Origin of the sequence: Anatilimnocola aggregata, assembly GCF_007747655.1 — a bacterium.
Lineage (GTDB): Bacteria > Planctomycetota > Planctomycetia > Pirellulales > Pirellulaceae > Anatilimnocola > Anatilimnocola aggregata.
Map to the genome: position 1 here is coordinate 7,386,559 of NZ_CP036274.1, position 26,147 is coordinate 7,412,705.

A 26,147-nucleotide genomic window follows, 5' to 3' on the forward strand; every position below is an offset into this window, starting at 1 on the left:
ACTTCCGCCGTGGATTCACTGACGCCTGACAACGATGCTTCCAGGATAGGCCGATGTACGAAAGCTCCTTTCAGATGGCACAACGTCCCTTCGCCTCCGCACCCACGGCAGCCGCCTATGTGCGCACCGGCACGCACCAGGCAGCGCTCGAAAACCTGGTTCGGTGCATCGAGCGGGCTGAAGGTGTGGGGCTGGTCGTGGGCCCCGCAGGATCGGGTAAATCGCTGCTACTGCAATTGCTGGCCGCCGGTTTCCGCAGCAAGTTTCACATCGCCATGCTCAACAGCGCTCAGCTTTGCACCCGCAAGGCACTGCTGCAAAGCATTCTGTTCGAACTGAAACTCCCCTATCGCGAGATGGACGAGGGTGAACTCCGCCTGTCGCTCTTGCAGCATTTGGAACCGCGCGAAGGTGGTCCGCTGGGGTTGTTGCTCCTCGTCGATGAAGCCCACTCGTTGCCGCTTCGTTTGCTGGAAGAAATTCGTCAGTTGACGAACACAGTTCGCGATGGTCAGCCGCGCGTGCGACTGGTGCTGGCCGGCAATGCGTCGATGGAAGAACGCCTGGCCAGCCCCAAGCTCGAATCGTTTCAACAACGACTCGCAACCCGCTGTTACTTGCAACCCTTGACCCGCGAAGAAACGCTGCACTACGTGCGCGAACAAGTGCGCAACATTGGCGGCAAGCCCGAGGCGATGTTCACTGCCAGCGCGCTCGAGGCGGTCTTCATCGCCACCGATGGCATTCCCCGGCTAATCAATCAGTTGTGCGATCACGCGCTCGTCCTCGCCGCGCTCGGCGGTCATCAGCAGTTGGACGACTCGGGCATCGAAGAAGCCTGGGCCGATCTGCAGCAGCTGCCGCTTCCTTGGAGCGAAAAGAGCGTCCCCGTTGCCGAAGAAACCGGCAACATCATCGAGTTCGGGCAACTCGACGAGCCCGGCCTGCAAGTGACCGCCCCAATCGCCGACATGCTCAACAGCGATCCAGCCGCCGAAGCTGCCGCACTCATCGATCAGATCGATGATGAAATCGCCGCGCTCGATCTGCCCGAAGGTGTTCTCGCGCAAGCTGCCGGCCCCGGTGCCTATTCGCGCGACTTTTTACCGCTGCACGCTAGTAGCACCGAAGTGGAAGTGATCTTCCAGTCGGCCGCTGATCCGTTCGGCAAAGACTTCTCCGAAGAAGAAATTATCATCGACCGTTATGCTTCGCTCGAAGCGGCTGCCATGCGTGCTCGGCCGCAAGTCTATAGCGAAGAAGGTCGTCAAATCGCCGCAGCCTTGTTCAGCATTCAAGAAATGCAGGCTGCGACCGCGCCGCAAATTGCCCGCACCGAAAGCACGCCAATCGTGCAGCCGATGATTGTCGCCTCGAAGCCCGTCGAAATCAGCGAAGAGATGTACGCGGAGCCCGAGCCGGTGATTTCGCGCATCGAACCTTCGCCCGCGGCCAACGATCCGGTCTATCCGGAGCACGATCTCGCGGCCAGTGGCCAACGCGCCACTCTGCCACTCAAAGATTTTGGTAGCGACGATCGCGACATGATCATCATCGAAGAAGAAGCTCCGCGGCGTAAGACGCACTCGGCTCCCGGCAAGCCGAAGCGGGCCGAGTATCGTCAATTGTTCAGTTCGTTGCGGCGAGGTTAGTCCGGCGAAAAAGCAAGCGGGCAGTTTTGGTTTAACAGGCGAGGAACAGTCATGAGTCGGATGCGGCAAGCGCTAAAGAATCTCGAAGCGCGCTTTCCCAGCGCCGGCTCGCAGTTGCCCTACGGAACCGAATCGACCATTCCACATTATGTCGGCCCGCTCCAAGGACTCGTCGATTCGTCCTGCGCACATTTGGTCGTCCAGCCTGTCATTGCGGAAAACGTGCGTGTGGCCCTCGCCGAGCCCGCCTCGCGCCCGCCACAACCAAGCTTGGAAGACTATTTGCAGCAGCGGACCATGCCGCGCCCCGAAGTAATGGAAGCCCCCGCGCCCGTTGTTCCTCCAGCGCCGACCGCGGCCCCTGTCAGCAATGCTCCGCTCGCGACCGATGCCGACGCCCCAGCTTGGAAATTGAACGGACCGAAGCAAGAACTTTCCGCACTTGAGCAAACAATGGTCCGCCTGCTCGCCGATCCGCGGTTTGCCGGCGCGTATGGCGACCTGGCCGAACGCTTGTCGCAAGACTATGCGGAGCGAGCCGTTTCCAGCTTTGCCCTGGCAGCGATCGAACCGTGGCGCGGGCACACCGAACTCGCCTTGGGCATTGCCGGGATGATCGCCGATCGTGGCGGAGATATCCTGCTCGTCGATGGTGGCGGATCAGGTTCCACGCTCTCGTTCGAAATGGGCTTGCCCCGCGCGCCTGGTTTGGCCCAATGGCTGGCCGCGCCGAACAGTTGGTCCAAATGGGTTCAACCCACGGGCCTGCGGAATCTTTATTTTCTTCCTGCAGGTACCGGTGAACCGGCCGCCGATCGCGACTGGGGATTAGTCCTGCCGTCGTTGCGGAATACTTTCCGCCAGGTAGTTTTTCACACTATCGAATCGCCGCCAGCGCGGCTCGAACTCTTAACGCGCGCGGCAACTGCGACCTATCTGACAGTTCCGCTGGGCATCGCTGAGACAATTCCTGCCCAACAAATGCTGACTCGGCTGCGCAGCAAGGGAGCCCGGGTGTTAGGCTGTATTGCCGCTCAGGCATCTGGCTCCTAACTTTCGAATATGGTCCGGCAAACCGCCCCCCGCGCATCCCAGCACATGGCAAAAATACTCGTCACCGGCGGCTGTGGCTTTATTGGCTCGCATCTGGTCGATGCCCTCGTCAAACGCGGCGATCAGGTTCGCGTGCTCGATCTGCCAGATTCGGATAAACGCGAAAACCTCGGGGCGAATCGGCATCGCGTGCAATTGTTCGTCGGTGATGTCGCCGACCTGCAAATCGTGAAGCAAGCGGTGGACGGCGTCGACATCGTCTTCCATCAGGCAGCCTTGGCATCGGTGCCCCGCAGCGTCGAAGATCCGCTCGCCACGCATTCGGCCTGCGTCACCGGCACCCTTGTGGTTTTGCATGCCGCCCAGCAAGCGGGCGTCAAGCGAGTGGTCTATGCCGCCTCGAGCAGCGCTTACGGCAATCAGCCCACACCGCTGAAGAAAGAAACGGACTTGCCGTCGCCTATATCGCCTTATGCTGCTGCGAAACTGGCGGCCGAACACTATTGCCATTCGTTCTATCACAGCTATGGCCTGGAGACCGTTTCGCTGCGGTACTTCAACGTGTTTGGTCCGCAGCAGGATCCGAATGGTCCCTACGCAGCCGTAGTTCCCCTCTTTGCGCAAAAGCTGCTCGCCGGCCAGGCACCCACCATCTATGGCGATGGTAAACAAACTCGCGATTTCACCTACATCGATAACGTGGTGCAAGCGAACCTACTCGCCTCGCAAGTGCCCGCAGCAGCTGGGCAAACCTTCAACGTCGGTAGCGGACAGGCCACCAGTTTGCTCGACATGCTCGGCATGCTGCAGCCCATTATCGGCACCAATCTCAAGCCCAACTTCGCCCCTTCCCGCGCGGGCGATGTGCGCGATAGCCTCGCCGATATTTCTCTCGCCCGCCAAGTGCTCGGATATAACCCGACCATTGATCTGAAAGAAGGGATGCTGCGAACCGTCGCCGCGATGAAGGGCTAACCTAAACCCACTTAGCGCGACGCGTCAGCGAGGGGACATTCGCTGCCGGGTTCTAATTCAGCCGCGCATGCTTTCTTGCGCAATTGATTGACCGTGGTCCCTCACGCCTGAACGCTGGTTCACAAAATCCCCTCGTTGACGCGTCGGGCTGTGTAAGGCGTGCAATTCGAGGCAAGAGCGGGAGTATTAAACGCCCAGCCAATTCTTTACGCCGAGGCGAAAGATGATCCAGAGCGCTGCGAGAGCTTCGCGACTGTTGATCTTCGACTGACCACGCTCGCGATCGGCGAACAGAATGGGGGACTCAGCAAACCTCGCCCCCACTCGTTTCAAGTGCCACAGAATCTCTTCTTGAAACGAGTAGCCCCGACTGCGAATCTGCTCGAACACTATTTTCTTCAGCGTAGCAACACGGAAGCAGCGGAAGGCACCGCTGCAATCGCGGGGCTTAAGTCCGAGCGAAGTGCGGGCATAAAAGTTGACTGCCTTGCTCATCAGTTGCCGTTTAAGCGGCCAATCTTTCACGCCGCCGCCGGGGCAATAGCGCGAGCCGATCATCACGTCGGTTGTTTCCATCCCTGCGATCAGTGCCGGAATGTACCGCGGATGATGACTGAAGTCGGCATCCATGTTCAGCAGGTAGTCGTAGTCGTGGGCAATTGCGTACTGCATTCCCGCAATAATCGCGGTTCCCAAGCCAAGTTTGCCAGCCCGATGCAGTACGTGCACGCGCGGGTCCGCACTTGCTCGCTCATCGGCCCACTGACCAGTTCCATCGGGCGAGTTGTCGTCGATCACGAGGATGTCGACGTGCGGCGCGACGGCAAAGATTTCATCGACCAACTGCGGTAAGTTGGCCAGTTCGTTGTACGTGGCCACACTCACGAGCGTGCGTGCCGAACTCTGCGCGGGAGGAATTTCGTCGACGGGCATGGGGAGAGTCGAAGTGGTCATCGGGCGTAGCTTCCTCAGAAGAAATCGCCCTTTTTTGTGGCGATATTTCGATTCTACGTCCGCAATTTCTCACTCCGCAAAAGTTGCTTCGCTGCCAGGCAATTCGATCCGCACAGCCCGCACATTCCGAACTGCGGCCAACGCAATCGAGTGGGGTCGGGAGTCTTCGGCGATTAATGGCTCAACGATGTGGTGGCCGGTTGCTCGCCAAAGACTCCCGACCCCGGACCAACGGTGCTTCTTAACCGCGCAGCTTGGTTGCTTCCGCTTCCATGGCCGCAATGTCTTTTTCCAGTTTGCGAACTTCTTCCACGTCGTCCATTTGCTTTTTCGCGCCCGCCAATTGCTGCTTCAGCATCGGCAGCTTCTGGCGAATCACTTCCAACCGCTTCTTGGCTTTGCCATCCATCTTCGTTGTACCTCGCACTGATTCTGATCGCTCGTCTGTTTGTAAATTACTTGACGACTTAGCCGTTTGATAGAGCCTGGCGAAAGAGCGCCAGAGAATACATCGCTTATTCGTTGGCGACAGTTGCAAACCTCGCCGAAGCATGCTTTTGCACATTCGTGCCGTCATCGGCGGCCGTGATCATCAGCGCGCTGGTTTCAGGGCAACTGTCGATGAGCTTGTTTCCCTGCTCGGGCCCCAGCACGGCAACAGCGGAGGCGAGTGCATCGGCTTCGATGCCGCGCGGGGCGATCACAGTCACGCTCAAGCGGCCGCTTAGCGGTTGGCCAGTGCGTGGGTCAATCAGGTGCGAATAGCGCCGCCCGTTCACAATCAGGTGCTGACGTGCTTCGCCCGAAGTGGAGATCGCCTGCTGTTTGAGGTAAACGAATGTCGTGGGTTCCTCGGTGGGATTGAGCGGAGCGAGGCCCACCTTCCAGCCCATTTCACCGGGGGGCGGATCACCAGCGGCGATGTCGCCGCTGGCGCGCACGAGTGCGCGGGCAATGCCACTCTTCGCCAGTGTTTTCAGCCCTTCGTCCGCCGCGAACCCCTTGGCGATGCCACCCAAGTCCAACCTCATTTTCTCGTGGTGCAAAGAGACGCGTCGCTGCTTCGAGTCGGTTTGCAGTTTTCGATAGCCGACGCTGGCAAAAGCCTCTTTCAATTGCGCTTCGTCAGGAAGTTGGTGCTGCCGACGAGCACGCCGCCACAACTTGGTGAGGGGTCCAATGGTGGCATCAAAGGCCCCGCCCGAAAGCGAAGCCACCTGCTCGGCCTTGGAAAGGACGTGGAAGAGATCGTCGCTAACCGGAACCGGTTGGGGTGTTGGCGCAGAAGCGCTCAACTTCGAGAGCTCGCTCTCCAAGTTGTAGTCGTTGAGTTTTCCATCGAGTTCGGCAATCCGGGCAAAAGCCGCAGCAATTCCCTGGTCGGCAAGCGACTTTTCGGCGGCATACACGACAATCTCAAACTCAACCCCCATATGGACTTGAGTTTGATTGAAACGGGCCAGTTCGGCAGCCTTCGCCGGTTCCCAGGGGCAAACGATGGCCCAGCAGCAGATGGCGAGGCCCAGCCATCGCTGCCCCGCAAAGTTTGCCAGGTTCATGCCAACGGTCCTCTTCGACGGGCTCACTGCAATTTGCGCAAGTTTAAGCGGAGAAACGACTTCCCTGCCGTGATTGCAGCCGCTATATTAAGCAGCTTGGCAGAAAATCTTCTCCTTACAAACTGTACCACGGCATGGCTGATACACCAAGAAAAGACCACTGGGCATCGTTGCTTGAAAGCATCGGTCTCGCTTCCTCGTCTCCAGCAGCAGCTGCTGCTGCTCCCGAGGCCCCGCCAGTCGAGCCGCCACCGGCACCTGTCGCGCCCGAGCCCGTCGCTGCTACTCCAGTGGCAGCTGCGCCAACGGTCGCTGCGCCAGCTCCGGTAGCTGAAGTTGCCAAGCCCATCGCCAAAAAGCCCGCCAAGACCTCCGGTCATTGGGGCAAACTAGCTGGCATGCTAGGACTTTCGGTCGCCCAGGCCGAACCCGAGCCAGAGCCAGAGCCTGAACCAGAGCCCGCGCCAGCGCCAGTGCCCACTCCGGTGGCCAAGGTCGAAATTCAACAACGTGAAGTCGCGCGGATGGCACCCGTCGCCGACGATCTTCCTGCCGACCTGTTTGCTCCGCCCGCACGAGCCGAAGCCGATACTCGTCCCGCACGACCAGAACGCGAAGACCGCGGGCGCGGCAATCGCGAGCGGGCAGACCGCGATCGCAGTGAGCCACGCCGCGAAAATCGTGGTGGCGAACGAGGCGAACCACGTCGCGAACGTGAGCCACGCAGCAGCGAAACACGTGAAACCCGCGAGCCTCGCGGAGCTGAACCACGCAGTGCCGAACCTCGGGCTGCCGAACCTCGCGACTCGCGCGGTCCAGATTCACGCGGGCGCGATCATCGCGGCCACGATGCCGGTCGTCGTCCCCCACGCGAGACTCCCACTCCACGTCGCGGCTTTGGCGATGGCGTGATTGAAGATTGGCCGCCAGAAACACATCCCGAGCCTGTGAGCGAAGCCGTCGATCACGAAGATGACTTTGTGCCCGCCCGCGAACCACTCGATGAACCAGCTGCCGACGATCGTTTGGGCTTTGATCGCCCGAGCGAAGAAGGTGGTGAAGGTAGCGATCCACGTCGCCGCCGCCGTCGTCGTCGCCGTGGTGGCCGCCGCGATGAAGTCGAAGCAAGTGCCGCACCGGCACGCGCGCCGCGCGACGAGGATTTCGATTTCGCACCAGTCCCCGATGCTTTTGTCGACGACGAGTTTGCTCCTGAACCCCTCGCAGATGACGACCACCTGGCTGCCGAAGATCGCCCCAGTCGGCCCGAACCACGCGAAGGCGAAAGTGAAGACCGGGGGCCGCGCCGTCGTCGCCGTCGTCGCCGTGGTGGCTCGCCGCGCGAAGAAGGTGCCGAAGCTCCCCGCAGTGCAGCACCTGCACGCAGTGTGGATCGTGACGATTCCGATTCTGATCTGGACGATGAATTCATTAGCCCGGCACCTCCCCGTCCAACTTCCGCTTCACGTGGTCGCCCCCAGCGCGACGCGCGACACAATCCCGAAGATGATGAAGTCGACGAATCCCTGGCCGCCGAGTTGGGCGAAGGGGGCGATGAGGGTGAAGAAGGCCACGCTCACAAGAAAATTCCCACCTGGCAAGATACCGTGGGAATGCTGATCGACGGCAACATGAACGCTCGCTCCGAACGGCCCGAACATCGCGGTGGCGGTGGGCGCGGTCGTCGTCCGCCAAATCGGCGATAGTTCGCACCGCTCTGTTCTGAAGTTACGATTGAGAGACAGGTAAGCCTTGCATTTGCTTTCCTGTCTCTTCACTCAAAACAATTAGCTCAGAACCTCTCCCATGTCTCGTTATCACGAGCTGCTCGAGCAATTGAGGCAGGCATTTCCGGCACCGGTTTCGAATCCGGTGCACGACGGTTATGTCGTCTTCTCGTTACTGAAAGCACTTGATCGCGTCGATGCCCTGAAGACGCAGGCTCCCATTCTGGGGACGCCGCGACTTCCCGACTATGCAGCAGCGGGCCTCTCGCAGTTGCCGGCCTGCGGCTCATCGCTGGAAGAAGTGATTCCTGAATTGGTCCGCTGCCTTGATGGCCAGCTGATCTTTGGCCATCCGCGCAGCCAGGTGAACGTCGTCGCACATCCTTCGATCGCCAGCATTATCGGCGTCGTCCTGCCGTCGATGTACAACCCGAATCTTTGCAGCGATGAAACCAATCTCGGATTCTCCGAAGCGGAAGTTCGCGTAGCCGCGATGACGGCTCAACTGGTGGGTTACGACGCGGCGAATGCCGGCGGGCTGTTCACCTTTGGCGGCACCGGCACGCTGCTGTACGGCATCAAGATCGGCCTGGAAAAGGCGATTCCGGACGTCTTCGAGCGCGGGCTTCAGCAGCCGGCGGTCGTGCTTTGTTCCCAGCAAAGCCACTATGCCGCCGCCACAGCTGCCGGCTGGCTGGGACTCGGGCAGCAAAGCGTGGTGCGAGTCAAAACGCATCCGAACAATTCACTTGAGATTGCAGCACTCGAAGTTGCCTTTCGCGACGCACATGCTGCTGGTCAGCGCATCGCCGCGATTGTGGCGACAATGGGCACGACTGATGCCTTCGGTGTCGACGACCTGGCAGGCATCTATGGCCTGCGCGAACGATTGATCGACGAGCTAAAACTCGACTATCGGCCCCACATTCATGCCGACGCGGTCATCGGCTGGGCCTGGGCGGTGTTCAACGACTACGACTTCTCCGCCAATACGCTTGGCTTTCGCGGGCGAACATTGCGGGCCCTCGCGGCCACTCAACATGCCATGCAGCACCTCAAGCTGGCAGACTCCGTTGGTATCGACTTCCATAAAACCGGGTTTGCACCTTATATCTCGTCGTTGTTCCTGCTGCGCGACCGCGCCGACTTCAGCCAGATTGTTCGCGATCGCGCGACGACTCCGTATTTGTTTCATTCGGGTGAGTATCATCCGGGGCTATTCTCGCTCGAAACATCCCGCAGCGCGACAGGGGTGATGGCAGCCCTTGCGAACCTGCTGCTCTTAGGTCGTGAGGGTTTTCAAACGCTCATTGGCCATGCTGTCGAAATGGCCGAACTGCTGCGCGAGCAGATCGGCGCTCGGCCAGAACTATCGGTGATGAACGACCAGAACTACGGGCCGGTCACGCTGTTCCGCGCTTATCCGCGCGGGACCGATACCTTCTTGGTCAAGCAGCGCGAGCAGCACGACCCGACCTATCGCGAGCAACTGCGGCAGAACAACGAGCTGAACCGGCTAATCTACGAACGGGTGCATGCAGAAGCGATGGCCGGACGCGGTGTGGCTTTGGGCTATACCGGCGAATATCGCACGGCCGATTGCGGCGAACCGATCTCCGCGCTCAAGAGTTACGTGCTATCACCCTTTGCCGACGAGGGTCGCATGGGCTCGGTCATCTCGCATGTGCTGGCAGCGCGCGAGCAGTTGCTCACCAGTTCTTAGAACGCTTGCCGAGCATACTTTCAGGTCGAGATCGGTCTCTGCTAGCGTCGATGCGGAAAGCTAGGCAGAGCGTGTGCCGTGGGAAGAAAAAATTGATGTCGACAGGTTCAGCAAACTTGGCATAATCCGCACCTGCGCTTCAACGCGCAGACCGGGTTTTTCCGATTTCATTGCTAGACACGGAACGATGTGGGGCGGCGACGAGCGTCGCAATGAGTGCGACTGTTCGGCCCACTACTGCAACTGACCCAAAACCCCCATGAGCGACGACCCAGCTGTCGCGAGAAAAGAGCACCTGTGGCCCACATTCATCCAACGGCGATTGTCGATCCCCGCGCGGAACTTGGCCAGAATGTAACCATCGGGCCGTTCTGTGTGGTCGAAGCCGAAGTGCGCATTGGCGACGATTGCAAGCTGGAAGCCCGCTCGGTGGTCAAGAATCGCACCACCATGGGTGTGAATAACGAACTGGGCGAAGGGGCCGTGCTCGGCGCGAAAGCTCAGCACCTGGTCGAAATGCAGCCCGGTGGCGTGCTGATTATCGGCGATCATAACCGCATTCGCGAAAACGCCACGTTTCATCGCGGCCACGCCAACGACGCGTCGACGGTTGTCGGCAATCACAATTTGATGATGGTCAACTCCCACGTTGGTCACGATGTGCGCATTGGCAATAACTGCGTCCTCGTAAACAACGCCATGATCGGCGGCCACTGCCACCTGGAAGATCGCGCGTACATCTCGGGCGGTGTTGGCGTTCATCAGTTCTGCCGCATCGGCCGTCTGGCCATGGTCGGCGCACTGGCCAAAATTGTGCAAGACGTGCCTCCCTTCATGATGGTCGAAGGTGGCGGTTCGACCGAAATCGTCGGCCTGAATCGCGTCGGCCTGCGGCGCAACGGTTACACTCCCGATCAAATCCTGCAACTGAAAAAAGCCTATCGCGTCATCTATCGCCAGGGTCTGCGGTGGACCGAAGTGCTGCACATTCTCAAGGCCGAGTTCAACGAAGGACCAGCTGCCGAGTTCTTCGAGTTCCTCAAACAGGGCAAGCGTGGCTTCGTCCAAGAGCGCCGCATCAGCCGCCGGGCGACACTGAAAATCGTGGGTGCCGACGAAGACGATCTCGACGAAGTCGGCGACAAGCGCGAAGCTGCCTGAAGCGCTCAGTCAGCAGGAAACTAGCCGCTACTATTCAGGCAGCGGCACCAGTTCCTGCAACATGCTAACCGCGATCGCCTGAAACACCGGCTCGCGGCGTTCGAACTCGCGGCTTTCTGCCTGATAGTGCCAAATCAGCGTCGCTGAAGGGGTGCGCAAGGTCCGAATTCTGGCTTCGACCAGCAGGTCGAGATAGAAGAAGGCCAGGTCGACTCCCTTGGTCTTGGCATCGCCGATGATCTCTTCCCGCGGCAGCACTTCAATTTCTTTATACTCGGCTTCGAGGCTTTCGCAGATCTCTTTGACCTTCGGCCGCACTTCGTGGCCGGGCGGATAGATGTACAGCGTCCAGTAGGCCGTTTCTTCGCTTTGCAGAGTGAAGGCGTAGGGCTGTCCCTCTGCATCGAGATCGGTGATTTGCCAATTCTCGGGGTACATCAACTTGACCCCGAACTTTTCGAAAACCGCCGGCATATTCAGCTACCAATAACGAGCAAACGAAACCTCAAACACCATTGCCAACCTAACCCGCGTGTTGCCAGCTGAATAGTGCCCGGTGCTGGCAGGCTGTTCGCTGTCGCTAGCAATTGGCCGCGCGGTTCTTCTTCTTTTCAATTCGCCGAGAATTTGTTATTCCCCGTTACTACCGGTTCCGACCTTTCCGCGCTCAATGATTGATCGCGGCCTGCCGATACCATCGATACCCGGCAGTAGGTCTTGAAGTTCCATTCAGCAGACAGGCACGGATGCCCAAGTCGTTTCCGCCTTGCACGACGCTGCGCGAGCGCGCTCCTCACAGGTGTGCCTGCGGGATCGTTGTTTCTATGCTGATCGCTGCCGGGCTGGTCGGTTGTCGCTCGCTGCCTTGCAAGAAGGAATCGGACGAGACCATTTCCCTCACGCGGCAACTCTCGCTGCGGGGAAAAGACGCTCAGCAAAAGGGACGTTGGGATCAGGCCGAGACCTACTTCGCGCAGGCCGTGCAGAATTCACCCAAGGACGAACGGGCCCGGTGCGGTTATGCCGAATCGCTCTGGCGTCGTGGTGCTCAAGACCAGGCTGTCAGTCACATGGTCGAAGCTGTCAAGCTTTCGGGTGACGATCCCGAACGGCTAGTGCAGCTTGGGCAGATGTATCTAGAGCAGAACAATCTTCCGGCAGCTGGTCGCCAGGCAGACAAAGCGATTATCGCGAACAAGCATCTGCCGAGCGCTTGGGCGCTGCGCGGCAACGTGCACCGAGCCGCTGGCCAGCGAGAAGAAGCGCTGGCCGCCTATCACCGGGCGCTCAGTTATCACCCCCACTTTCCCGAAGTGCAGGTGGCTCTCGCCGAGATTTATAGCCAAAGTCATCGTCCGCAACGTGCGCTCGCAACGTTGCAGTCGTTGTCCGATCAGTTCCCGCCGGGATCTGTTCCCGCCGATGTGCTTTTTCGGCAAGGTCTGGTGCTGCGGCAGTTGAATCGCAATCACGATGCGGCCGAATGCCTGGCCAAGGCCGCCAATCAGGGCCAGCCGTCGGCAGAGCTTTTGTACGAACTGGCCCAAACGCGGATGGCAATTGGCGATCAGACTGGCGCAGCGATCGCTTTGAATGGCGCGCTGCAGATTGATCCGCGCCATGCCAGTTCGCTGCAGATGCAAAGCGAACTTTCTCTCCAGCAAAAGCGGCTCACGGCCGCTTTGATGCCGGTCAACATCGAGCGTTAAACCGCTCCGTCAAACTAGCCCCGCCCAGCAGTTGCCGGACGTCGCTTGCTCTTGAACTTGAACTTACTGGCGCCCCCAAACGACTTGGCCGGTCGATCGCCCTGCGGACGTGGACCATTGCTGGGGCGCGATTCACCAGAACGCGATTCGCTGGATCGCTGGGGCCGCTCGGCACCGAACGGACGTTCGCTCCGCGACCGACTTTGATCGGCCGAAGGACGATCGCCTTGCGGGCGATCCTTCTGAGGGCGATCTCCGCCAAAACTGCTCGGCCGACCTTCACGGGGCGGTGCCGATCGGTCGCCGCCATTGCTGGCTGGACCGCGCGACGACTTGCCGAATGGCTTGCGATTACGAACAGCACCACCGAAGCGGAACTTACCGGGTGGATTGGCCGGAGCCGACTTCACCTGGGCAGCTTGCAGAACTTCGACACCGTCCGGATGATCTTTCTGCACGTCCAAGCGGCGATTGATCAGCCGTTCGATATCGCGCAGTTCGGTCCGTTGTTCCTGATCGCAGAACGAAATCGCCAGACCAGCAGCCCCCGCGCGGCCGGTGCGGCCAATGCGGTGAACGTAGGTCTCTGGTTCGTTCGGCAGATCGAACTGAATCACGTGCGTGATGTTATCGACATCGATACCGCGTGCGGCGACATCGGTGGCCACGAGCACTTGAATCTGGTTCGACTTGAACGCGTTCAGGGCTCGCTGGCGAGCATTCTGGCTCTTGTTGCCGTGAATGGCTTCCGAGCGAATGTTCGCGCGATCCAACTGCTTGCAAACGCGATCGGCTCCATGCTTCGTCTGCGTGAAGACAATCACGCGCGAGAAATCGGGGCGTTGCAGCAGGCCAGTCAGCAAGTCGGCCTTCTGCCCCTTCGCAACGTGATAGACCTGTTGCTCGATCAGTTCCGTCGTCGCCTTTTCGGGAGCGATCTTCACGTGCGCGGGATTGCGCAAAATCTGATCAGCCAGGCGTTGAATCGGGTCCGGCATCGTGGCCGAGAAGAGCAACGTCTGCCGTTCGGAGGGCAAGCAATCGCTGATCCGCTTCAAGTCGGGCAAAAAGCCCATATCGAGCATGCGGTCGGCTTCGTCGAGGACGAACATTTCGATGGTGCTGATGTCGATCCAACCTTGCTGAATCAAATCGACAAGGCGACCCGGCGTGGCGATGATGATATCGACGCCTTGCTGCAACATGCGCACTTGCGGACCTTGGCTCACACCACCATAGACAGTGACGAACCGCAGTCGCGTATTGCGACCATAGGTATCGAGGCTATCGGCAATTTGCGAAGCCAATTCGCGGGTGGGCGAAAGGATCAAAGCGCGCGTCGGACGACGGTGCTTGGGGGCATGCCGCGTGCGAGAAAACGCATTGAGCATGTGCCCGTGCTGCGGACGATCGTCATGAAAACGACCTTCGCGCGACGGGGTAACTTCGCCGCGAGCCGGTTCGGGCTGCTGCTTGGGTTTCGTCGTGGACAGGCGATGCAAAATCGGCAGCGCGAACGCAGCGGTCTTGCCGGTACCGGTCTGAGCGCAGCCGAGCAAATCTCGGCCAGCTAACAGATGTGGGATCGCCTGAGCCTGGATAGGAGTAGGAATTGTGTAGCCTTCGGCTAACACGGCGCGCAGAATCTCTGGCGCTAACGAGAGCGATTCAAAGGACATGCTTGGTCTCTGGAGAGCAGGTGCTCTCGCTGGGAGAATCCCAGGACCGTAAGGTGGCGACCGCAAAACACGCGGCAGCGAAAAAACCATTGGACCTGGCGGAAATCCGATGGCTAAAAACCGAAAGGATCAATCCGTAGTTCGTTCTAACATCCGCCCCGGCGAGTGGTCTAGGGGAGAAAATGAATCTGAGGACGAATTTCTCAAAAAGTGTGAAACTGCCATCCACGCAACCTAACTCGCCATGGCAGCAGCCGCACTCTTAAGCCGGAAGTGCCGGTTATTGCGGTGATTTCGGCGGCCCGCTGGCCGAATGCACAATCGGCTTTTCGAGCAGGAATTTCCAGGTCCACGTTGGGTTTTCGAGTATCGCGGGGTCCATTTTCACGTGGTAGCCCAGACGCATCCGCTGCTCCGAGACTTCAACCACGAAGAAGCCCTTTTCGGTCTGTCCCGTATTTACCCCATCGAGCGGCCGGTCCTCTGCTGTGGGCTGCCATTTGCGATAGCCAGTCCCGCTGTGACCGTAGCAATAGGCAATCACGTTGTATGGCTTCACTGCTTGATAGAAGGCGGTCCAGTCTTCAGCCACCCACCAATCGGTATCGAACCCACAATGGGCCACGATTACCACCGGGCGGCCACTGTTGCCAACCTGGGCTGCCAGATCGTCCTTCACAAATTGCAGCGCCATCTGCGGGTCGTGCCAGGGGAGCGAATAGCGAACTTTTGCATTCTGCTTATCGGCCGGGTAGAGATTCGTTTGAATGAAATGCACACCATTCCAGTCCCAGGAGTAATGCAGGCCATTCGGACTAACCGCGGTAATCAACTTTTTCTCGAGTCGCAGGAGATTGCGCCGCTTAATCTCCGCCTGCACACTACGTCGCTGTTTAATGAACTTCTCGGGCGGCCCATCGTGATTGCCCCATCCTTCAAACACGGGAAACTTGAGCAAGCCATCGGTTCCATCGAGCCCAAATTGCTTTTCGAAGTGCTGCCATTCGATCTCGGTCTCGCCGTTCTTGTCGCCGTCGTCAATCAAGTCCCCCAGGACCAAGACGCCTAGCGGTTTACCAATCTTCCCACCGCCAATTTTCTCCGGCCAACTTTGTTCGGCAATCGAGTTCATTCTCTCGATTGTCACACGATTCCGGTCATTTCGTTCCACCTTCTCGACCGCTTCGTAATGCGAATCGGAGGTAACAATAAACGTGAATGGCTCGGCCGCAGTGAGCGGCGAAACAACTGCAGTGATGGCCAATAACAGGAGATTTGATCTTGTCAGCGCACGAAGAGGCTTCAGCATTTCGGCTCACTCGGAGAGGTGGAGGCGGGCACTTACAGGTGAGGTACTTGCAACAGCGACTTATTTTCACTCTGCAAGTAACTCGACTAAATGATAATCGCCGCAGCGACGTAAGAGTACTCAGAGAACTCTTCTTTTCTCATTTTCACGAGTTAACCACCAGCGAATTCAGCAGCTTCTCGAGCATCCCCGGGTCGACTGGCTTGACCAGGTGATAGTTAAAGCCAGCTTCCTTCGAACGTTGGCGGTCTTCATCTTGCCCCCAGCCAGTGAGAGCGACGAGATAGATCTTCTTGCCCCACTCTTGTTCGCGAATGCGGCGGCAGGCCTCGTAACCATTTAAGTTTGGCATGCCGATATCGAGCAGGATCACTTCGGGGCGAAACTCCTCCGCGGCAGCAACAGCTTGCAGGCCATCGTGCGCCATCCGCATTTCATTCCCCATGTACTTGAGCATGAGGGAGAGACTGGTGGCAGAGTCGACATTGTCGTCGGCCACCAGAATCTTCCGTTTAGGCCTGTTGCTGGCCGACTTGATTGCCGCCGCGGGTGCGGCCTTTTTCGCGATCGGATCGACGACTGGCAAACGAACCGTGAATACGCTGCCGCGATCGTCCCCTTCGCTGAGCGCCGTGACTGTGCCGCCATGCATGTCGACCAGTCGGCGCACGAGCGTGAGGCCAATGCCCAAACCACCCTGCGCGCGTTCGAGAGTGCGGTCAACCTGCGTGAACATGTCAAAGACTTTGGGGAGCATGGCGGCAGGAATGCCCAGGCCGTTGTCGGTGACGGTGACGACAACCTCATCGCCGCGACGCTCGGCGTGCAATTGAATCTTGCCGCCGCGGGTGGTGTACTTGGCTGCATTGTTCAGCAGGTTCGAAAACACCTGAGCTAGGCGCACCAGGTCGGCGTCGAGCAAGATTGGTTCACTTGGCATTTCGACCGTCAGGTTGTGACCGCAGGATTCAATTAACGGGCGACTTGTTTCGACCGCGCTGCTGATGACTGTGGCCAGTTCAACGCGATCTTTCCGCAATTCCAGCTTGTTGCGTGTAATACGGCTGACGTCGAGTAAGTCATCGACCAGCCGCACCATCTGGCCGAGTTGCCGTTCCATCATCGTCCGCGTTTGAATGACGGTGCTATCGGCCGAACCGGCAATTTTCAGCACCTGCAGGCCGTTGCTGATGGGTGCGAGTGGATTGCGCAGTTCGTGAGCCAAGGTAGCGAGAAACTCATCCTTGCGACGATCGGCCTCAGACAAGTCAGCAGCCAGCTGTCGCAGTTCGTCGGCCATCTTACGCTGCTCGGTCACATCGGTATTGGTGCCGAACCAATGCAACACTCGACCCGTTTCATCGCGAATCGGTACAGCCCGAGAAAGAAACCAGCGGTATTCGCCCTCCTTGCTCCGCAGTGGAAACGTATCCTCCCACTGCTCGCCCTCAGCGACCGCCTGCTTGTATTTGGCAACAACGCGGTCCAGATGATCGGGATGATGGACCTGCTGCCAACCCCAGCCCTGCATCTCTGCGGGCGTGGTGCCGGTGTAGTCGTACCAGCGCTGGTTGTACCAGAACAACGCGCCGTCCGAGTCGGCCATCCACGCTAGCTGAGAGATGTTATCGGCCAGCGTGCGGAAGTGCTCTTCGCTTTGCTTGAGCGCTGCCATGGCCGTTGTGAGGTCAGCCATTCGCCGTTGCACACGATCTTCCAGATCGTCGTTGATCCGCTTCAATTCAGCTTCGGCCTGCTTGCGGAATGTGATGTCGTGCATGGCGACCACCGCGCCAAGCAACTCGCCGCGATCATCGTGAAACGCTCTACCACTCGCGGCCAGAGTGCGGGGCGCTCCTTGCTTGGGAGCAATCACCATTTCGACGTCGACCAGGTTCTCGCCCCGCAATGCGCGAAACAGGGGAACCTGATCCATCGCCATTCGCGACGCTCCATCCGCCTGGAATAAGTCGTAGTGGTCGGCCCATTGCTCGGCCGGAATTTGCGTGAGTGGCAAACCATGAAACTCACGCGTGGCTCTGTTGAACAGAGTGAGAACTCCCTGCTGATCGCAGGCCACAATCCCGACCTGAATACTTTCGAGCAATGCCTGCTGAAACCGATTGGTAGTAGCCAGTTCTTTGGTCCGCATCTCGACTCTGCGTTCCAGTTCTGCGTGAGCGCGAATTAGCTCGTTCTCTTGTTCCTTGCGCTCGGTGATATCGCGGAATACCAGCACTGCGCCTGCAATGCCGCCGCGGGGATCGCGAATTGGTGCTGCGCTATCATCGATTGGCCGCTCGGTGCCATCCTTGGCAATGAGCACAGTATGATTCGCCAGCCCCACGATGACTCCCTCACGCAGGGCGCGCAGCGCCGGGTTGTCGACCGGTTGGCGAGTCGACTCGTTGACGATGTTGAACACCGTTTCGAGCTGAACCCCCCGGGCTTCCTCGTTGGTCCAGGCGGTTAATTGTTCGGCCACCGAGTTGAGAAACGTCACTTTGCTGTTGATATCGGTGGCGATTACCGCATCTCCAATACTCGCCAGCGTCGTGTGCAGCAGCTCGCGTTCGGCTGCCAGTTCGGTCATGGCTTGCGATAATTCGAGTGTCCGTTTCTCGACCCGCTGTTCCAACTCAGCATTGGTCAGTTGAAGTTCGTTCTCGGCCTTGGTACGGGCGGCAATCTCTCGTTCCAGTTCCTCTGGCGCGCGCATCGCTAAGACGCGCGGCACCACTTGCACGAGTGCCACCACAGTTCCCCACGAGACCACGGCCGTCACAAACTTCAGCACGCCGGCGAAGCGATAGATGGGCCACCAGAAAATGGCTGCATCGACGAGATGGGTCGCCCCACACAACAAAATGAACGCGCCGAACAAGACGAAGATGCGGCGAAAGGGAAGATCCTTCCGTTGCACAATAAAGTAGATCAGCACCAGGGGAATGGCGAAATAAGCAGACCAAATTCCCAGGTCCGAAAGGATATGCAGCCAGCCCAGCCAGGGAGACTCCGACCAGCCAGGCCCGCAGCTCCAACGGGCTGGGAATCCCGCGGAGTCGAAGAGCCGAAACAAAAAGGACATGATCGCCCCTGTTTACTTGAAAATACGTTGGACTGCGGACTCACATGAGTACGGCGGGGCAGGCTACCGCGACCCGGAATAACAGGTGTGTGTTTCCAGAATACACAAATCTGCCTTGAACCGGGGAGGGATGAACCTTGGCCAACTCAAGTTGTCTTTGATTTAAAATCGGCCGGCCACTACAAACACGACATTCGGGCGAGAAAGACCAGATGTTTCGACCACCTCGTGCCAAAATCTGTTGCATTGCCAGTGTGCAAGAGGCGGCCCTTGCCGTGCGCTGCGGTGCCTCAGCAGTGGGACTCGTCTCGCAAATGCCCAGCGGTCCGGGGCCGATTGAGGAAACGTTGATTGCGCAGATTGCCGCCACGATTCCCCCGGCAATTGGCTCCTTCCTGCTCACCAGTCAGCAAAGCGTCGAGCAGATTGTTATCCAGCAGCGCCGGTGTGGAGTGAATACGCTGCAAATCGTCGATCGACTGGAAGTGGGCGACTATCACGACCTGCGGACTGCGTTGCCCGGTATCTCGCTGGTGCAAGTGATTCACGTCACGGGGGAAGAATCACTCGTAGAGGCTTGCCAGATTGCCGAGCGCGGTGTCGATGCTCTGCTGCTCGATTCCGGAAACCAAAGCCTGGCGATCAAAGAACTCGGTGGTACGGGCCGGACCCACGATTGGTCCATCAGCGCGCGAATTGTAGCCGCCGTGCAGATTCCTGTCTTTCTCGCCGGGGGCTTGAATGAGCACAACGTCGCAGCTGCGATCCACGCGGTTCGTCCCTTTGGCATCGACGTATGCTCCGGCGTACGGACGTTGGGGAAATTGGACGAAGTCAAACTGCGAGCCTTCGTTGCCGCAATCGCAGGCAGCAGTCCTTCTACAGGCAGAGATGCAGATAGAACATAGAATCTCTGCGGACTATATTCAGCAACGATCTTCTGACGACGCTCACCCAAGGCTTTGCAATGAAGCACTACATCCTGCTGCTGGCTGCCGGTCTCTGCTTCCTGCAATCTGCCACCGCTGCGGAGCCCACCGGACCGGCTACGAACGTCTCGCTCGATCAACTGTTTGAAAGATTCATCACCGAGCAAGAGGTTGCCGGTTGCAGCGTCGCCATCACTGAACAAGGACGGCTCGTTTATGCCCGCGGCTTTGGCTGGGCTGATGTCGCCGCTCGCAAGCCCGTTGAGCCCACCAGCCTGTTTCGCATCGCCAGCATTTCCAAGCCCATCACAGCGGTCGCGATCCTGCAATTGATTGAACAGCGCCGACTGAAACTCAATAGTCGGGTCTTTGATATTCTCGAGTATGAACCGCTACTGCTGGGTGATGCCAAACTCGACGAGCGGCAGACGAAGATCACGATTCGCCACCTGCTCGAACATCGCGGGGGCTGGGACCGCGCGAAGTCATTCGACGGCATGTTTCAATCCGTGCGGTTTGCCGATGCCTTGAAGAAGCCCGCCCCGGCCAAACCCGACGACATCATTCGAAACATGCTCGGGCTGCCGCTCGATTTTGAACCGGGCGAGCGCTATGCCTATTCCAACTACGGCTACTGCCTGCTTGGCCGAGTGATCGAGAAGCTCAGTCGGCAACCGTACGAAGAGTATGTGAAGGAGCATGTACTTGCTCCGCTTCAGATTCGTACGATGCGAATCGGCGCATCTCACCTTGAGGGGCGCGCCAAGCACGAAGTTCGTTATTACGACTCTAAAGAGTCCCCCTCAGTTATTGAGGCGACGCGCGGCAAACCCGTTCCGTCGCCCTACGGCGGGTTCTATCTCGAATCGCTCGACTCCCACGGCGGTTGGATTGCCTCGGCTGTCGATCTCGTGCGATTCGCCAGCGCATTCGATGCACCGCAAAAATGCCAGATTCTGAAACCGGACTCCATTCGAGCGATGTTCGCCCGCCCCGAACAGATTGCGACGGATCAATCGACCAGCAACTCAGCTGAAACCTACTATGCTCTGGGCTGGAATGTGCGGCCTATCGATGGCAAGCTCACCACCTGGCATACCGGTTCGCTTCCTGGCACCGCAACAATCTTGATTCGCCGCTATGACGGCCTGAATATCGCGGTGCTCTTTAACGGTCGTACGGGCATCAAAACCGAAAACCTCGTGCGGGCGATCGAAGGGCCGCTGCATCAGGCCCTGGATGACGTTCGCGATTGGCCGCGTAAAGACTACTTTCCTCAATTTCAACGCATCCCGCCCGAGATGTAGAGCGTTTCACCGGTCACCCAAGCCGAGTCGCTCGACGCCAGATAGACCACTGCCGGGGCGATGTCTTGTGGCTGGCCGATTCGACCGAGGGGCGTTTGCGATTCGACCTGTTTGCGGAAGTCGCTTTCAGCGATCCCCGTTGTGTGAACCCCTTCGGTTTCGACCATGCCGGGATTCACAGCATTGACGCGAATCTTACGCGCACCGAGTTCTTGAGCCAATGCGCGAGTGATCGAGTTCACTGCAGCCTTGGTCGCACTGTAAACCGAGCCCTGAGGAAGACCGGCAGCTGCGACGGAACTGATATTCACTAAACTGCCACCCTCCGAATCGAAATGCTTAACGGCTTCTTGGGTCGTCAGTAGCAAACCGAGCACGTTCAGGTCGAACTGTTTGTGAAAGTGGGGAGCGGTGACTTGTTCGAGTGGAGCGAACTCGTAGATTCCTGCGTTGTTGACCAGCACATCAACGCGACCGAAGGCCTTCTTGGTTTCGGCGAACAAGTTTTGAATATCCTGCTCCTTCGAAACGTCTCCTTGTACGGCAACTGCCCGCCCGCCAGCCGATTCAATATCGGAGACAACCTTGTCGGCCCCGGCCTTGCTCGAAGCGTAATTCACTACGACAGCAGCCCCTGCGGCCGCCAGTTGACGGGCGATTTCGGCCCCAATCCCTTTCGAAGCTCCGGTGACGACAGCGACTTTTCCACTCAATTTATTGGCGGACATGGCTTCATTCCTTCAAGCTGAGGTGTTAATGTCGCAGCCGATTCAGCCGCGGCAGGTGTTTGACACAGGGGACTACCGGCCAACGCGAACGATCCAACACGAATTGGGACTTTTTCTCAGCTCGAGTTGTAACTCGTGCTGCAGCTTGGTTCTTCGCTCCTTATATCCCATTGTTCCCACAAGAACACGCGGGAAGCACGGTTTGGAACGTCATCGTACCGGCTGCAACTTGCTACGAAGATGAAGATCGATCACGATCCGTTGGTGTTTAGCTTGCAATTCGCCCCGGAAAGAGTCTAAATGGTGCCGCTGAGAAGTTGTTTTGCCCCTGCTCAGCGCCTGAACCATTATTAGTTTCCGGAGAGTTCGCATGCATCTGATTCGCACCTGCGCGGCGCTCGCTATGGGATTGCTGCTTGCTGCGGCCGCTGGTTCCGTTCAAGCAGACGTCAAGCTGCCTCCCTTCTTCAGCGATCACATGGTCTTGCAGCGCGAGGGAAAGGCCCCGTTGTGGGGCACTGCCGACGCGGGCGAAAAGGTGACTGTTCGCTTTCGCAACCAAGAGCAGCAAGCAACGGCAGACGACAAAGGTGCGTGGCGTATTGAGTTTCAAGGCCTGAAGGCCGGGGGACCGGATGAATTGAACATTGAGGGAAAGAACAAAATCACGCTAAAGGACGTGCTCGTCGGCGAAGTGTGGGTCGGCTCGGGACAATCGAACATGGCAGGCACCGTCGGGGGCTATGCCAAGAACGATCCGACGCTCGCCAAATTGGCCGCCACAGGTTATCCCCAGATTCGTGGCTGCAAAGCCACCGGGGGCTGGACCGTATCCGCAACTGGCACGAATGGAGCCTATTCTGCTCTCCTCTTTCCGATGGCTGTTCGCTTGCATGAAAAACTGAATGTTCCCATCGGGATGATGCTCGGTGCGGAAGGCGGCACACCATCGGGAGCTTGGCTCAGTCCCGAGGCAGTCGCAGCTGATGTTCCGACCCAAAATCTGATGGCCGAATATGTCAAAGCCTATCCGGCTCTTGCCAAGAAATTTGAAGAAGTCGATCTGCCCCATTGGAAGCAAGGCGCAGAAAAGGCCAAGGCCGCTGGCAAAACGGTGGGACGCTTACCAGCTGCGCCTCCCGTTCCAGGCACGGTGAGGGGCAAGCCCATCGGCTACCTTTATGCCGCCCACATCAAGCCGTTTGTCGGGTACGGCATTCGCGGCGTACTGTGGGACCAAGGCGAAGCCCGTACGCAGGTCGGTGGCGTCGACCAGTACACAATGATGGGCGCACTGATTCGTGGTTGGCGGAATGAATGGAACGTCGGCGAATTCCCCTTCATCTACGTGCAAAAACCAAGCGGCATGGGATGTGCCTGGGAAGCTCCGCCCGCTGTCGCGACAACACCGGCAACGACCGCCGCCCCTGCCAATCCACTACCTCCGGTGATTCAAGCCTTCACTCCCTTGCCGGCGGCAGTTCCCAGCACTCAAGAGGGCATTTACAACGAAGACTACCTCAAGCTGATGAAACTCCCCAATGCTGGAATGGTCATCAGCACTGACCTCGGCCCTGGAATTCACCCCATCATCAAATCTGGCTATGGTGCCCGCGCCGCGAACGTGGCCCTTGGCATTGCCTATGGCAAGCCAGTCGAATACTACGGGCCGGTTTACGAATCACATGCCATTGAAGGCAATACCGCGCGCGTGAAGTTCAGCCACGCCGGGAAGGGGCTGACCGCCCGTCACAGCGACAAGTTGCAAGGCTTCGCCATTGCCGGCGATGACAAGGTCTTCCACTGGGCCGATGCCAAGATCGACGGCGACACAGTTGTTGTCTCGTCAGCAGCAGTCCCCAAGCCCGTCGCCATCCGTTACGCCTGGGGCAACAACCGCACCTGGGCCAATCTGTTCAATAACGACAAACTCCCCGCCGTCACCTTCCGCACTGACGCTTGGTAAGTCCATTCTAAGCTGGTGGTGCAGAATCAGCCTGAAGAACGCTCGCCAATTCGGACTAGAACTCAGGTGCTAGTCCAGAGTCTTGTCCGGCGGAGCGACGGTGCCTTGTTGTGCCGCAGCACCAACGGCCGGCAGGACCTCGCGGCGTTCGGTTGGCGTCATCCAAAATCGGTAGCCGAAGTCACGTTCGAGGTCGCGCTGCAGGAGAGCCTCAACGGCATCATGCGCAAATTGCCGATGAACCAGCTTGGGTGCGTCGAGTTCCTTGATGATCTCCGGTAAGAGCCACTTGGCCTGTTGGCGCTTGGCGGCAGCGAGACCGGAGAATCGCACAGTTGCAATCGGACTGCTTAAGTATTCGCGCCCGGCAAGATTGTCGGGAGCAATCCCTTTGACATCGTCCTTTGAAAAAGTGCGGCCGTACCAGTCGTTTAGCCGCGACAAAGTCCAGGCGGTGCTCTTGTCTAAGTGGCAAAGATTGCACGCATTTGCGCTGCCAGTCAGGACATTGGCAGTATCGGTTGGAGATGAAATGCGATGCGTTCGCACAACATCTTCCAGCCCCTCAGTCGTGTGTGGCATATGGCAGTTCATGCACCGGTCTCCCCTACTGCCGGCCGAATGATGAGTATGAGCCGCGCGCGCGCCTGGCGACGAGAGTTTTTCGTGGCAGCGGAGGCAGCTGTTGTCGTCTTGTTCTGCTGTCTTACCCCATTTAGTACCAGTCGCCGTGTGGGGTTCATGACAGTCGGTGCACTTAAGCTGCGAATAGCAAGAACCGGCGATCGCGTCTCGAAACTCCGCCGAATTCTTATGCGATTCACCGCTGGGATGCAGATCTCGAACGGCCGAGTGGCAACGCCCACAAACATGGTTAATGTTACTGGGCGTGCGACCAAGTTGATTCGCAACGCGCGAAGCTTCGACGAGATGCGGCGAACATGGAACGAAACGCGGGGGTGCCTTCCCATTCGCCTGCGCATGTTCGCGGCCGCCGAAATGGCATGCCTCGCAACTAATCCCCAGTGAGACGGTGCGTTCCGCTGATATCTGTCTGCGCATTTCATCGAGCAGCGGCAATAGCTCCTGCTCGTTTAGCGCGGGATGAGTGTTCCCATTGGCAACCAATCGAGGCAGCGACTGTTCCAATAGCGGCCAGAGACTCACTTGCAATGGCGACCGATTGCCGGCTGGTGGATAAGTATCAAGCAGCAGGCGATCGGCCTCGGGCAGAGTAGTGTGGCAGAGGCTACAACGCTCGTAATAACGCACCGGCTTGAAGCGGTCGTACAAATCGAATCCGCTGGTCGGTTGGTCGTGATCGATGAAGTCGAACACATCGTAGGCCGGCACCCACTTCTTTCTGGTAATCCAATAGCCGACCGGCAGGACAACTTCTTGATCAGGCAACGCACTTTGATCCACCGACTGGTCGGGTAGCGGCGCGCCAGCGACGAGCTTCCCCACGTAAAATTGAAAGATGCGGGAACCAATTGTGCGAGAAACGCAGAATGTGCGGTCGAGGTCGCCGCGTTGTAAGCGTACAAAGCGTTCCTTGTCGCGAGTGAACATCGAGATCACTCCGCCTTGCAATGACAATCGATCGCCCTGGAAGCTGCCAACTACCGTCTGGTCGTTCGCCGCGGCGTTCATTCGCGCATGCGGATGTTGCTGCCATTGACGGAACTGCTCAGCATGACACTTCCCGCAACTTTCCGGGCGTACATAGTCCTGAAACAGCACATTGCTGAATTCGCTATGAGTCGCATCGGCACGGGCGACTTCGTCTGGAAGATACTTGTAGCACTCCAGCCGTTCATTCAGAGTGGCCACAATCGGCGATTTTTCAATCGGGAGTGAGACCTGCTCCCCCAGCAGTTGCGGATCCGGGGCGCGAAACATTTGCCAGGCGATGATCGCCACGGCCATGCTGACTGCAATTGCCAATATGCCGGTGACTGTTGGCTGATTTAGCTGACGAGGTGTATTTTGACTCGGCGACGATTGCTTGTCAGGCGCAGAACTAAGTGCTTTGCCTTTAGCACGTCGAGATTGGGACAAGTTAGACCTCCGAATCAACCCGCCCGAATCAGGACCAACTCTTGAAATTATCCGTGCGACCATGAAGATTTGGCCGGCAAATGATGAAAATACGGTGAGCTTCAGACTATTTGCTCGGTGCAGCCCTGGTAACGATGGCTGATCCAGCGAAGTCTTACCTCCGCAAGCGAGCGGCCTCAGTCCCATAGCGTTTGATTCGCGTAGATCGGCGCGCGAAGAACTAAGCCTCGAAAGCAACTAATACTGAATTGATTGCCGATCAAGCTTGGCGGGAAGGGCCGCGCGTCAAGGCAATCGAATCTTATTCTCCGCAAAAACCGTAGAGAATCCGTTCCAGGAAGTCTTCGTTCCAGCCTGCTTGGAGTCTTTTGCCCCGCAGGCTTCCTTTTGGAGAAGTGTCACGCTGGAGCACCATCAGCGCCAGCTTGCGAAAGATCGAGGCGACATCTGACGCGTTGCCGGAGCGGATGCGCGAGCGGTCGTCTGAAAAAATTACATCGAGCGTCCGGTGCAATCTCTCGGTCGGAACCCGAGAGGCCGTCCTCGGAGAGGATTTACTTATAGGCG

20 protein-coding genes are annotated in these 26,147 nt (G+C 58.4%); 10 read left to right on the forward strand and 10 right to left on the reverse strand.

Annotated elements, in window-relative coordinates:
* Window positions 1-53: 53 nt before the first annotated feature.
* From ETAA8_RS27995 to ETAA8_RS28005, 3 genes are read left to right on the forward strand one after another with little or no spacing between them, the layout of a single operon-like run.
* Entirely contained in the window at window positions 54-1,652 is a 1,599-nt protein-coding gene (locus ETAA8_RS27995; RefSeq protein ID WP_145096623.1) for an ExeA family protein, read from the forward strand.
* Between the two features lie 51 nt (window positions 1,653-1,703).
* On the forward strand, window positions 1,704-2,705 hold the full coding sequence (locus ETAA8_RS28000; RefSeq protein ID WP_145096626.1) for a P-loop NTPase family protein: 1,002 nt from the start codon (window positions 1,704-1,706) through the stop codon (window positions 2,703-2,705).
* A 45-nt stretch (window positions 2,706-2,750) separates the two neighbouring features.
* Window positions 2,751-3,680: an SDR family oxidoreductase gene (locus ETAA8_RS28005; protein WP_145096629.1), complete on the forward strand. Its 930-nt coding sequence runs from the start codon at window positions 2,751-2,753 to the stop codon at window positions 3,678-3,680.
* A gap of 186 nt (window positions 3,681-3,866) precedes the next feature.
* Here ETAA8_RS28005 and ETAA8_RS28010 read toward each other — a convergent pair whose 3' ends face one another.
* The 3 genes from ETAA8_RS28010 to ETAA8_RS28015 all read right to left on the reverse strand — a co-directional run bounded on the left by ETAA8_RS28010 (window position 3,867) and on the right by ETAA8_RS28015 (window position 6,193).
* Window positions 3,867-4,634: a polyprenol monophosphomannose synthase gene (locus ETAA8_RS28010; protein WP_202921316.1), complete on the reverse strand. Its 768-nt coding sequence runs from the start codon at window positions 4,632-4,634 to the stop codon at window positions 3,867-3,869.
* A gap of 241 nt (window positions 4,635-4,875) precedes the next feature.
* Window positions 4,876-5,043, reverse strand: a complete 168-nt coding sequence (locus ETAA8_RS35005; RefSeq protein ID WP_202921317.1) for a hypothetical protein — start codon at window positions 5,041-5,043, stop codon at window positions 4,876-4,878.
* Window positions 5,044-5,149: 106 nt separating this feature from the next.
* Window positions 5,150-6,193, reverse strand: a complete 1,044-nt coding sequence (locus tag ETAA8_RS28015) for an FAD:protein FMN transferase (RefSeq protein WP_145096631.1) — start codon at window positions 6,191-6,193, stop codon at window positions 5,150-5,152.
* A 134-nt stretch (window positions 6,194-6,327) separates the two neighbouring features.
* Between ETAA8_RS28015 and ETAA8_RS28020 the strand changes: the two genes are divergently transcribed.
* The 3 genes from ETAA8_RS28020 (at window position 6,328) to lpxA (ending at window position 10,804) form a co-directional block, all read left to right on the forward strand.
* The gene (locus ETAA8_RS28020) at window positions 6,328-7,899 is read left to right on the forward strand and encodes a hypothetical protein (protein WP_145096634.1); all 1,572 of its coding nucleotides are present in this window, start codon (window positions 6,328-6,330) and stop codon (window positions 7,897-7,899) included.
* Between the two features lie 100 nt (window positions 7,900-7,999).
* A complete protein-coding gene (locus tag ETAA8_RS28025; protein WP_145096637.1) occupies window positions 8,000-9,643 on the forward strand; it encodes a pyridoxal phosphate-dependent decarboxylase family protein in 1,644 nt (547 codons plus the stop codon).
* A gap of 297 nt (window positions 9,644-9,940) precedes the next feature.
* The gene (gene lpxA / locus ETAA8_RS28030) at window positions 9,941-10,804 is read left to right on the forward strand and encodes an acyl-ACP--UDP-N-acetylglucosamine O-acyltransferase (RefSeq protein WP_202921318.1); all 864 of its coding nucleotides are present in this window, start codon (window positions 9,941-9,943) and stop codon (window positions 10,802-10,804) included.
* Window positions 10,805-10,834: 30 nt separating this feature from the next.
* On the opposite strand, the gene ETAA8_RS28035 is transcribed toward lpxA, so the two are convergent.
* The gene (locus ETAA8_RS28035; RefSeq protein ID WP_145096642.1) at window positions 10,835-11,278 is read right to left on the reverse strand and encodes a hypothetical protein; all 444 of its coding nucleotides are present in this window, start codon (window positions 11,276-11,278) and stop codon (window positions 10,835-10,837) included.
* A gap of 350 nt (window positions 11,279-11,628) precedes the next feature.
* Between ETAA8_RS28035 and ETAA8_RS28040 the strand changes: the two genes are divergently transcribed.
* The gene (locus ETAA8_RS28040) at window positions 11,629-12,513 is read left to right on the forward strand and encodes a tetratricopeptide repeat protein (protein ID WP_202921319.1); all 885 of its coding nucleotides are present in this window, start codon (window positions 11,629-11,631) and stop codon (window positions 12,511-12,513) included.
* A 14-nt stretch (window positions 12,514-12,527) separates the two neighbouring features.
* Here the strand turns inward: ETAA8_RS28040 and ETAA8_RS35745 are convergent, their stop codons facing one another.
* From ETAA8_RS35745 to ETAA8_RS28060, 3 genes are all read right to left on the reverse strand, one after another.
* On the reverse strand, window positions 12,528-14,192 hold the full coding sequence (locus ETAA8_RS35745) for a DEAD/DEAH box helicase (RefSeq protein ID WP_315851579.1): 1,665 nt from the start codon (window positions 14,190-14,192) through the stop codon (window positions 12,528-12,530).
* A gap of 280 nt (window positions 14,193-14,472) precedes the next feature.
* Window positions 14,473-15,501, reverse strand: coding sequence for a metallophosphoesterase (locus ETAA8_RS28055; RefSeq protein ID WP_145096647.1), 1,029 nt, complete (start codon window positions 15,499-15,501; stop codon window positions 14,473-14,475).
* 145 nt (window positions 15,502-15,646) lie between these two features.
* Window positions 15,647-18,589, reverse strand: a complete 2,943-nt coding sequence (locus tag ETAA8_RS28060) for a PAS domain-containing hybrid sensor histidine kinase/response regulator (RefSeq protein WP_145096650.1) — start codon at window positions 18,587-18,589, stop codon at window positions 15,647-15,649.
* A gap of 212 nt (window positions 18,590-18,801) precedes the next feature.
* On the opposite strand from ETAA8_RS28060, the gene ETAA8_RS28065 reads away from it, so the two are divergent.
* Window positions 18,802-19,497 carry a phosphoribosylanthranilate isomerase gene (locus ETAA8_RS28065; RefSeq protein WP_145096653.1) on the forward strand — a complete coding sequence of 232 codons (696 nt, stop codon included), beginning with the start codon at window positions 18,802-18,804 and terminating at the stop codon, window positions 19,495-19,497.
* A 59-nt stretch (window positions 19,498-19,556) separates the two neighbouring features.
* Entirely contained in the window at window positions 19,557-20,825 is a 1,269-nt protein-coding gene (locus tag ETAA8_RS28070; protein WP_145096656.1) for a serine hydrolase domain-containing protein, read from the forward strand.
* Here ETAA8_RS28070 and ETAA8_RS28075 read toward each other — a convergent pair.
* Window positions 20,801-21,553, reverse strand: coding sequence for an SDR family NAD(P)-dependent oxidoreductase (locus ETAA8_RS28075; RefSeq protein WP_145096659.1), 753 nt, complete (start codon window positions 21,551-21,553; stop codon window positions 20,801-20,803). The two genes, ETAA8_RS28070 and ETAA8_RS28075, sit on opposite strands and share 25 nt — an antisense overlap.
* Before the next feature lie 370 nt (window positions 21,554-21,923).
* Between ETAA8_RS28075 and ETAA8_RS28080 the strand changes: the two genes are divergently transcribed.
* Window positions 21,924-23,519, forward strand: a complete 1,596-nt coding sequence (locus ETAA8_RS28080) for a hypothetical protein (protein ID WP_145096661.1) — start codon at window positions 21,924-21,926, stop codon at window positions 23,517-23,519.
* Window positions 23,520-23,588: 69 nt separating this feature from the next.
* Here the strand turns inward: ETAA8_RS28080 and ETAA8_RS28085 are convergent, their stop codons facing one another.
* Window positions 23,589-25,580: an ammonia-forming cytochrome c nitrite reductase subunit c552 gene (locus ETAA8_RS28085; RefSeq protein WP_145096664.1), complete on the reverse strand. Its 1,992-nt coding sequence runs from the start codon at window positions 25,578-25,580 to the stop codon at window positions 23,589-23,591.
* Between the two features lie 301 nt (window positions 25,581-25,881).
* Window positions 25,882-26,094: a hypothetical protein gene (locus ETAA8_RS28090; protein WP_145096667.1), complete on the reverse strand. Its 213-nt coding sequence runs from the start codon at window positions 26,092-26,094 to the stop codon at window positions 25,882-25,884.
* Window positions 26,095-26,147 lie beyond the last annotated feature (53 nt).

Bases quoted from the DNA above. Each gene is read 5' to 3' on its own strand.
- ETAA8_RS28035 (WP_145096642.1), bottom strand. From the start codon at position 11,278: ATGCCGGCGGTTTTCGAAAAGTTCGGGGTCAAGTTGATGTACCCCGAG.
- ETAA8_RS28055 (WP_145096647.1), bottom strand. From the start codon at position 15,501: ATGCTGAAGCCTCTTCGTGCGCTGACAAGATCAAATCTCCTGTTATTG.
- ETAA8_RS35745 (WP_315851579.1), bottom strand. From the start codon at position 14,192: ATGTCCTTTGAATCGCTCTCGTTAGCGCCAGAGATTCTGCGCGCCGTG.
- ETAA8_RS28075 (WP_145096659.1), bottom strand. From the start codon at position 21,553: ATGTCCGCCAATAAATTGAGTGGAAAAGTCGCTGTCGTCACCGGAGCT.
- ETAA8_RS28005 (WP_145096629.1), top strand. From the start codon at position 2,751: ATGGCAAAAATACTCGTCACCGGCGGCTGTGGCTTTATTGGCTCGCAT.
- ETAA8_RS28080 (WP_145096661.1), top strand. From the start codon at position 21,924: ATGCATCTGATTCGCACCTGCGCGGCGCTCGCTATGGGATTGCTGCTT.
- ETAA8_RS28010 (WP_202921316.1), bottom strand. From the start codon at position 4,634: ATGACCACTTCGACTCTCCCCATGCCCGTCGACGAAATTCCTCCCGCG.
- ETAA8_RS28040 (WP_202921319.1), top strand. From the start codon at position 11,629: ATGCTGATCGCTGCCGGGCTGGTCGGTTGTCGCTCGCTGCCTTGCAAG.
- ETAA8_RS28060 (WP_145096650.1), bottom strand. From the start codon at position 18,589: ATGTCCTTTTTGTTTCGGCTCTTCGACTCCGCGGGATTCCCAGCCCGT.
- ETAA8_RS35005 (WP_202921317.1), bottom strand. From the start codon at position 5,043: ATGGATGGCAAAGCCAAGAAGCGGTTGGAAGTGATTCGCCAGAAGCTG.
- ETAA8_RS28000 (WP_145096626.1), top strand. From the start codon at position 1,704: ATGAGTCGGATGCGGCAAGCGCTAAAGAATCTCGAAGCGCGCTTTCCC.
- ETAA8_RS28025 (WP_145096637.1), top strand. From the start codon at position 8,000: ATGTCTCGTTATCACGAGCTGCTCGAGCAATTGAGGCAGGCATTTCCG.
- ETAA8_RS27995 (WP_145096623.1), top strand. From the start codon at position 54: ATGTACGAAAGCTCCTTTCAGATGGCACAACGTCCCTTCGCCTCCGCA.
- ETAA8_RS28020 (WP_145096634.1), top strand. From the start codon at position 6,328: ATGGCTGATACACCAAGAAAAGACCACTGGGCATCGTTGCTTGAAAGC.
- ETAA8_RS28070 (WP_145096656.1), top strand. From the start codon at position 19,557: ATGAAGCACTACATCCTGCTGCTGGCTGCCGGTCTCTGCTTCCTGCAA.
- ETAA8_RS28065 (WP_145096653.1), top strand. From the start codon at position 18,802: ATGTTTCGACCACCTCGTGCCAAAATCTGTTGCATTGCCAGTGTGCAA.
- ETAA8_RS28015 (WP_145096631.1), bottom strand. From the start codon at position 6,193: ATGAACCTGGCAAACTTTGCGGGGCAGCGATGGCTGGGCCTCGCCATC.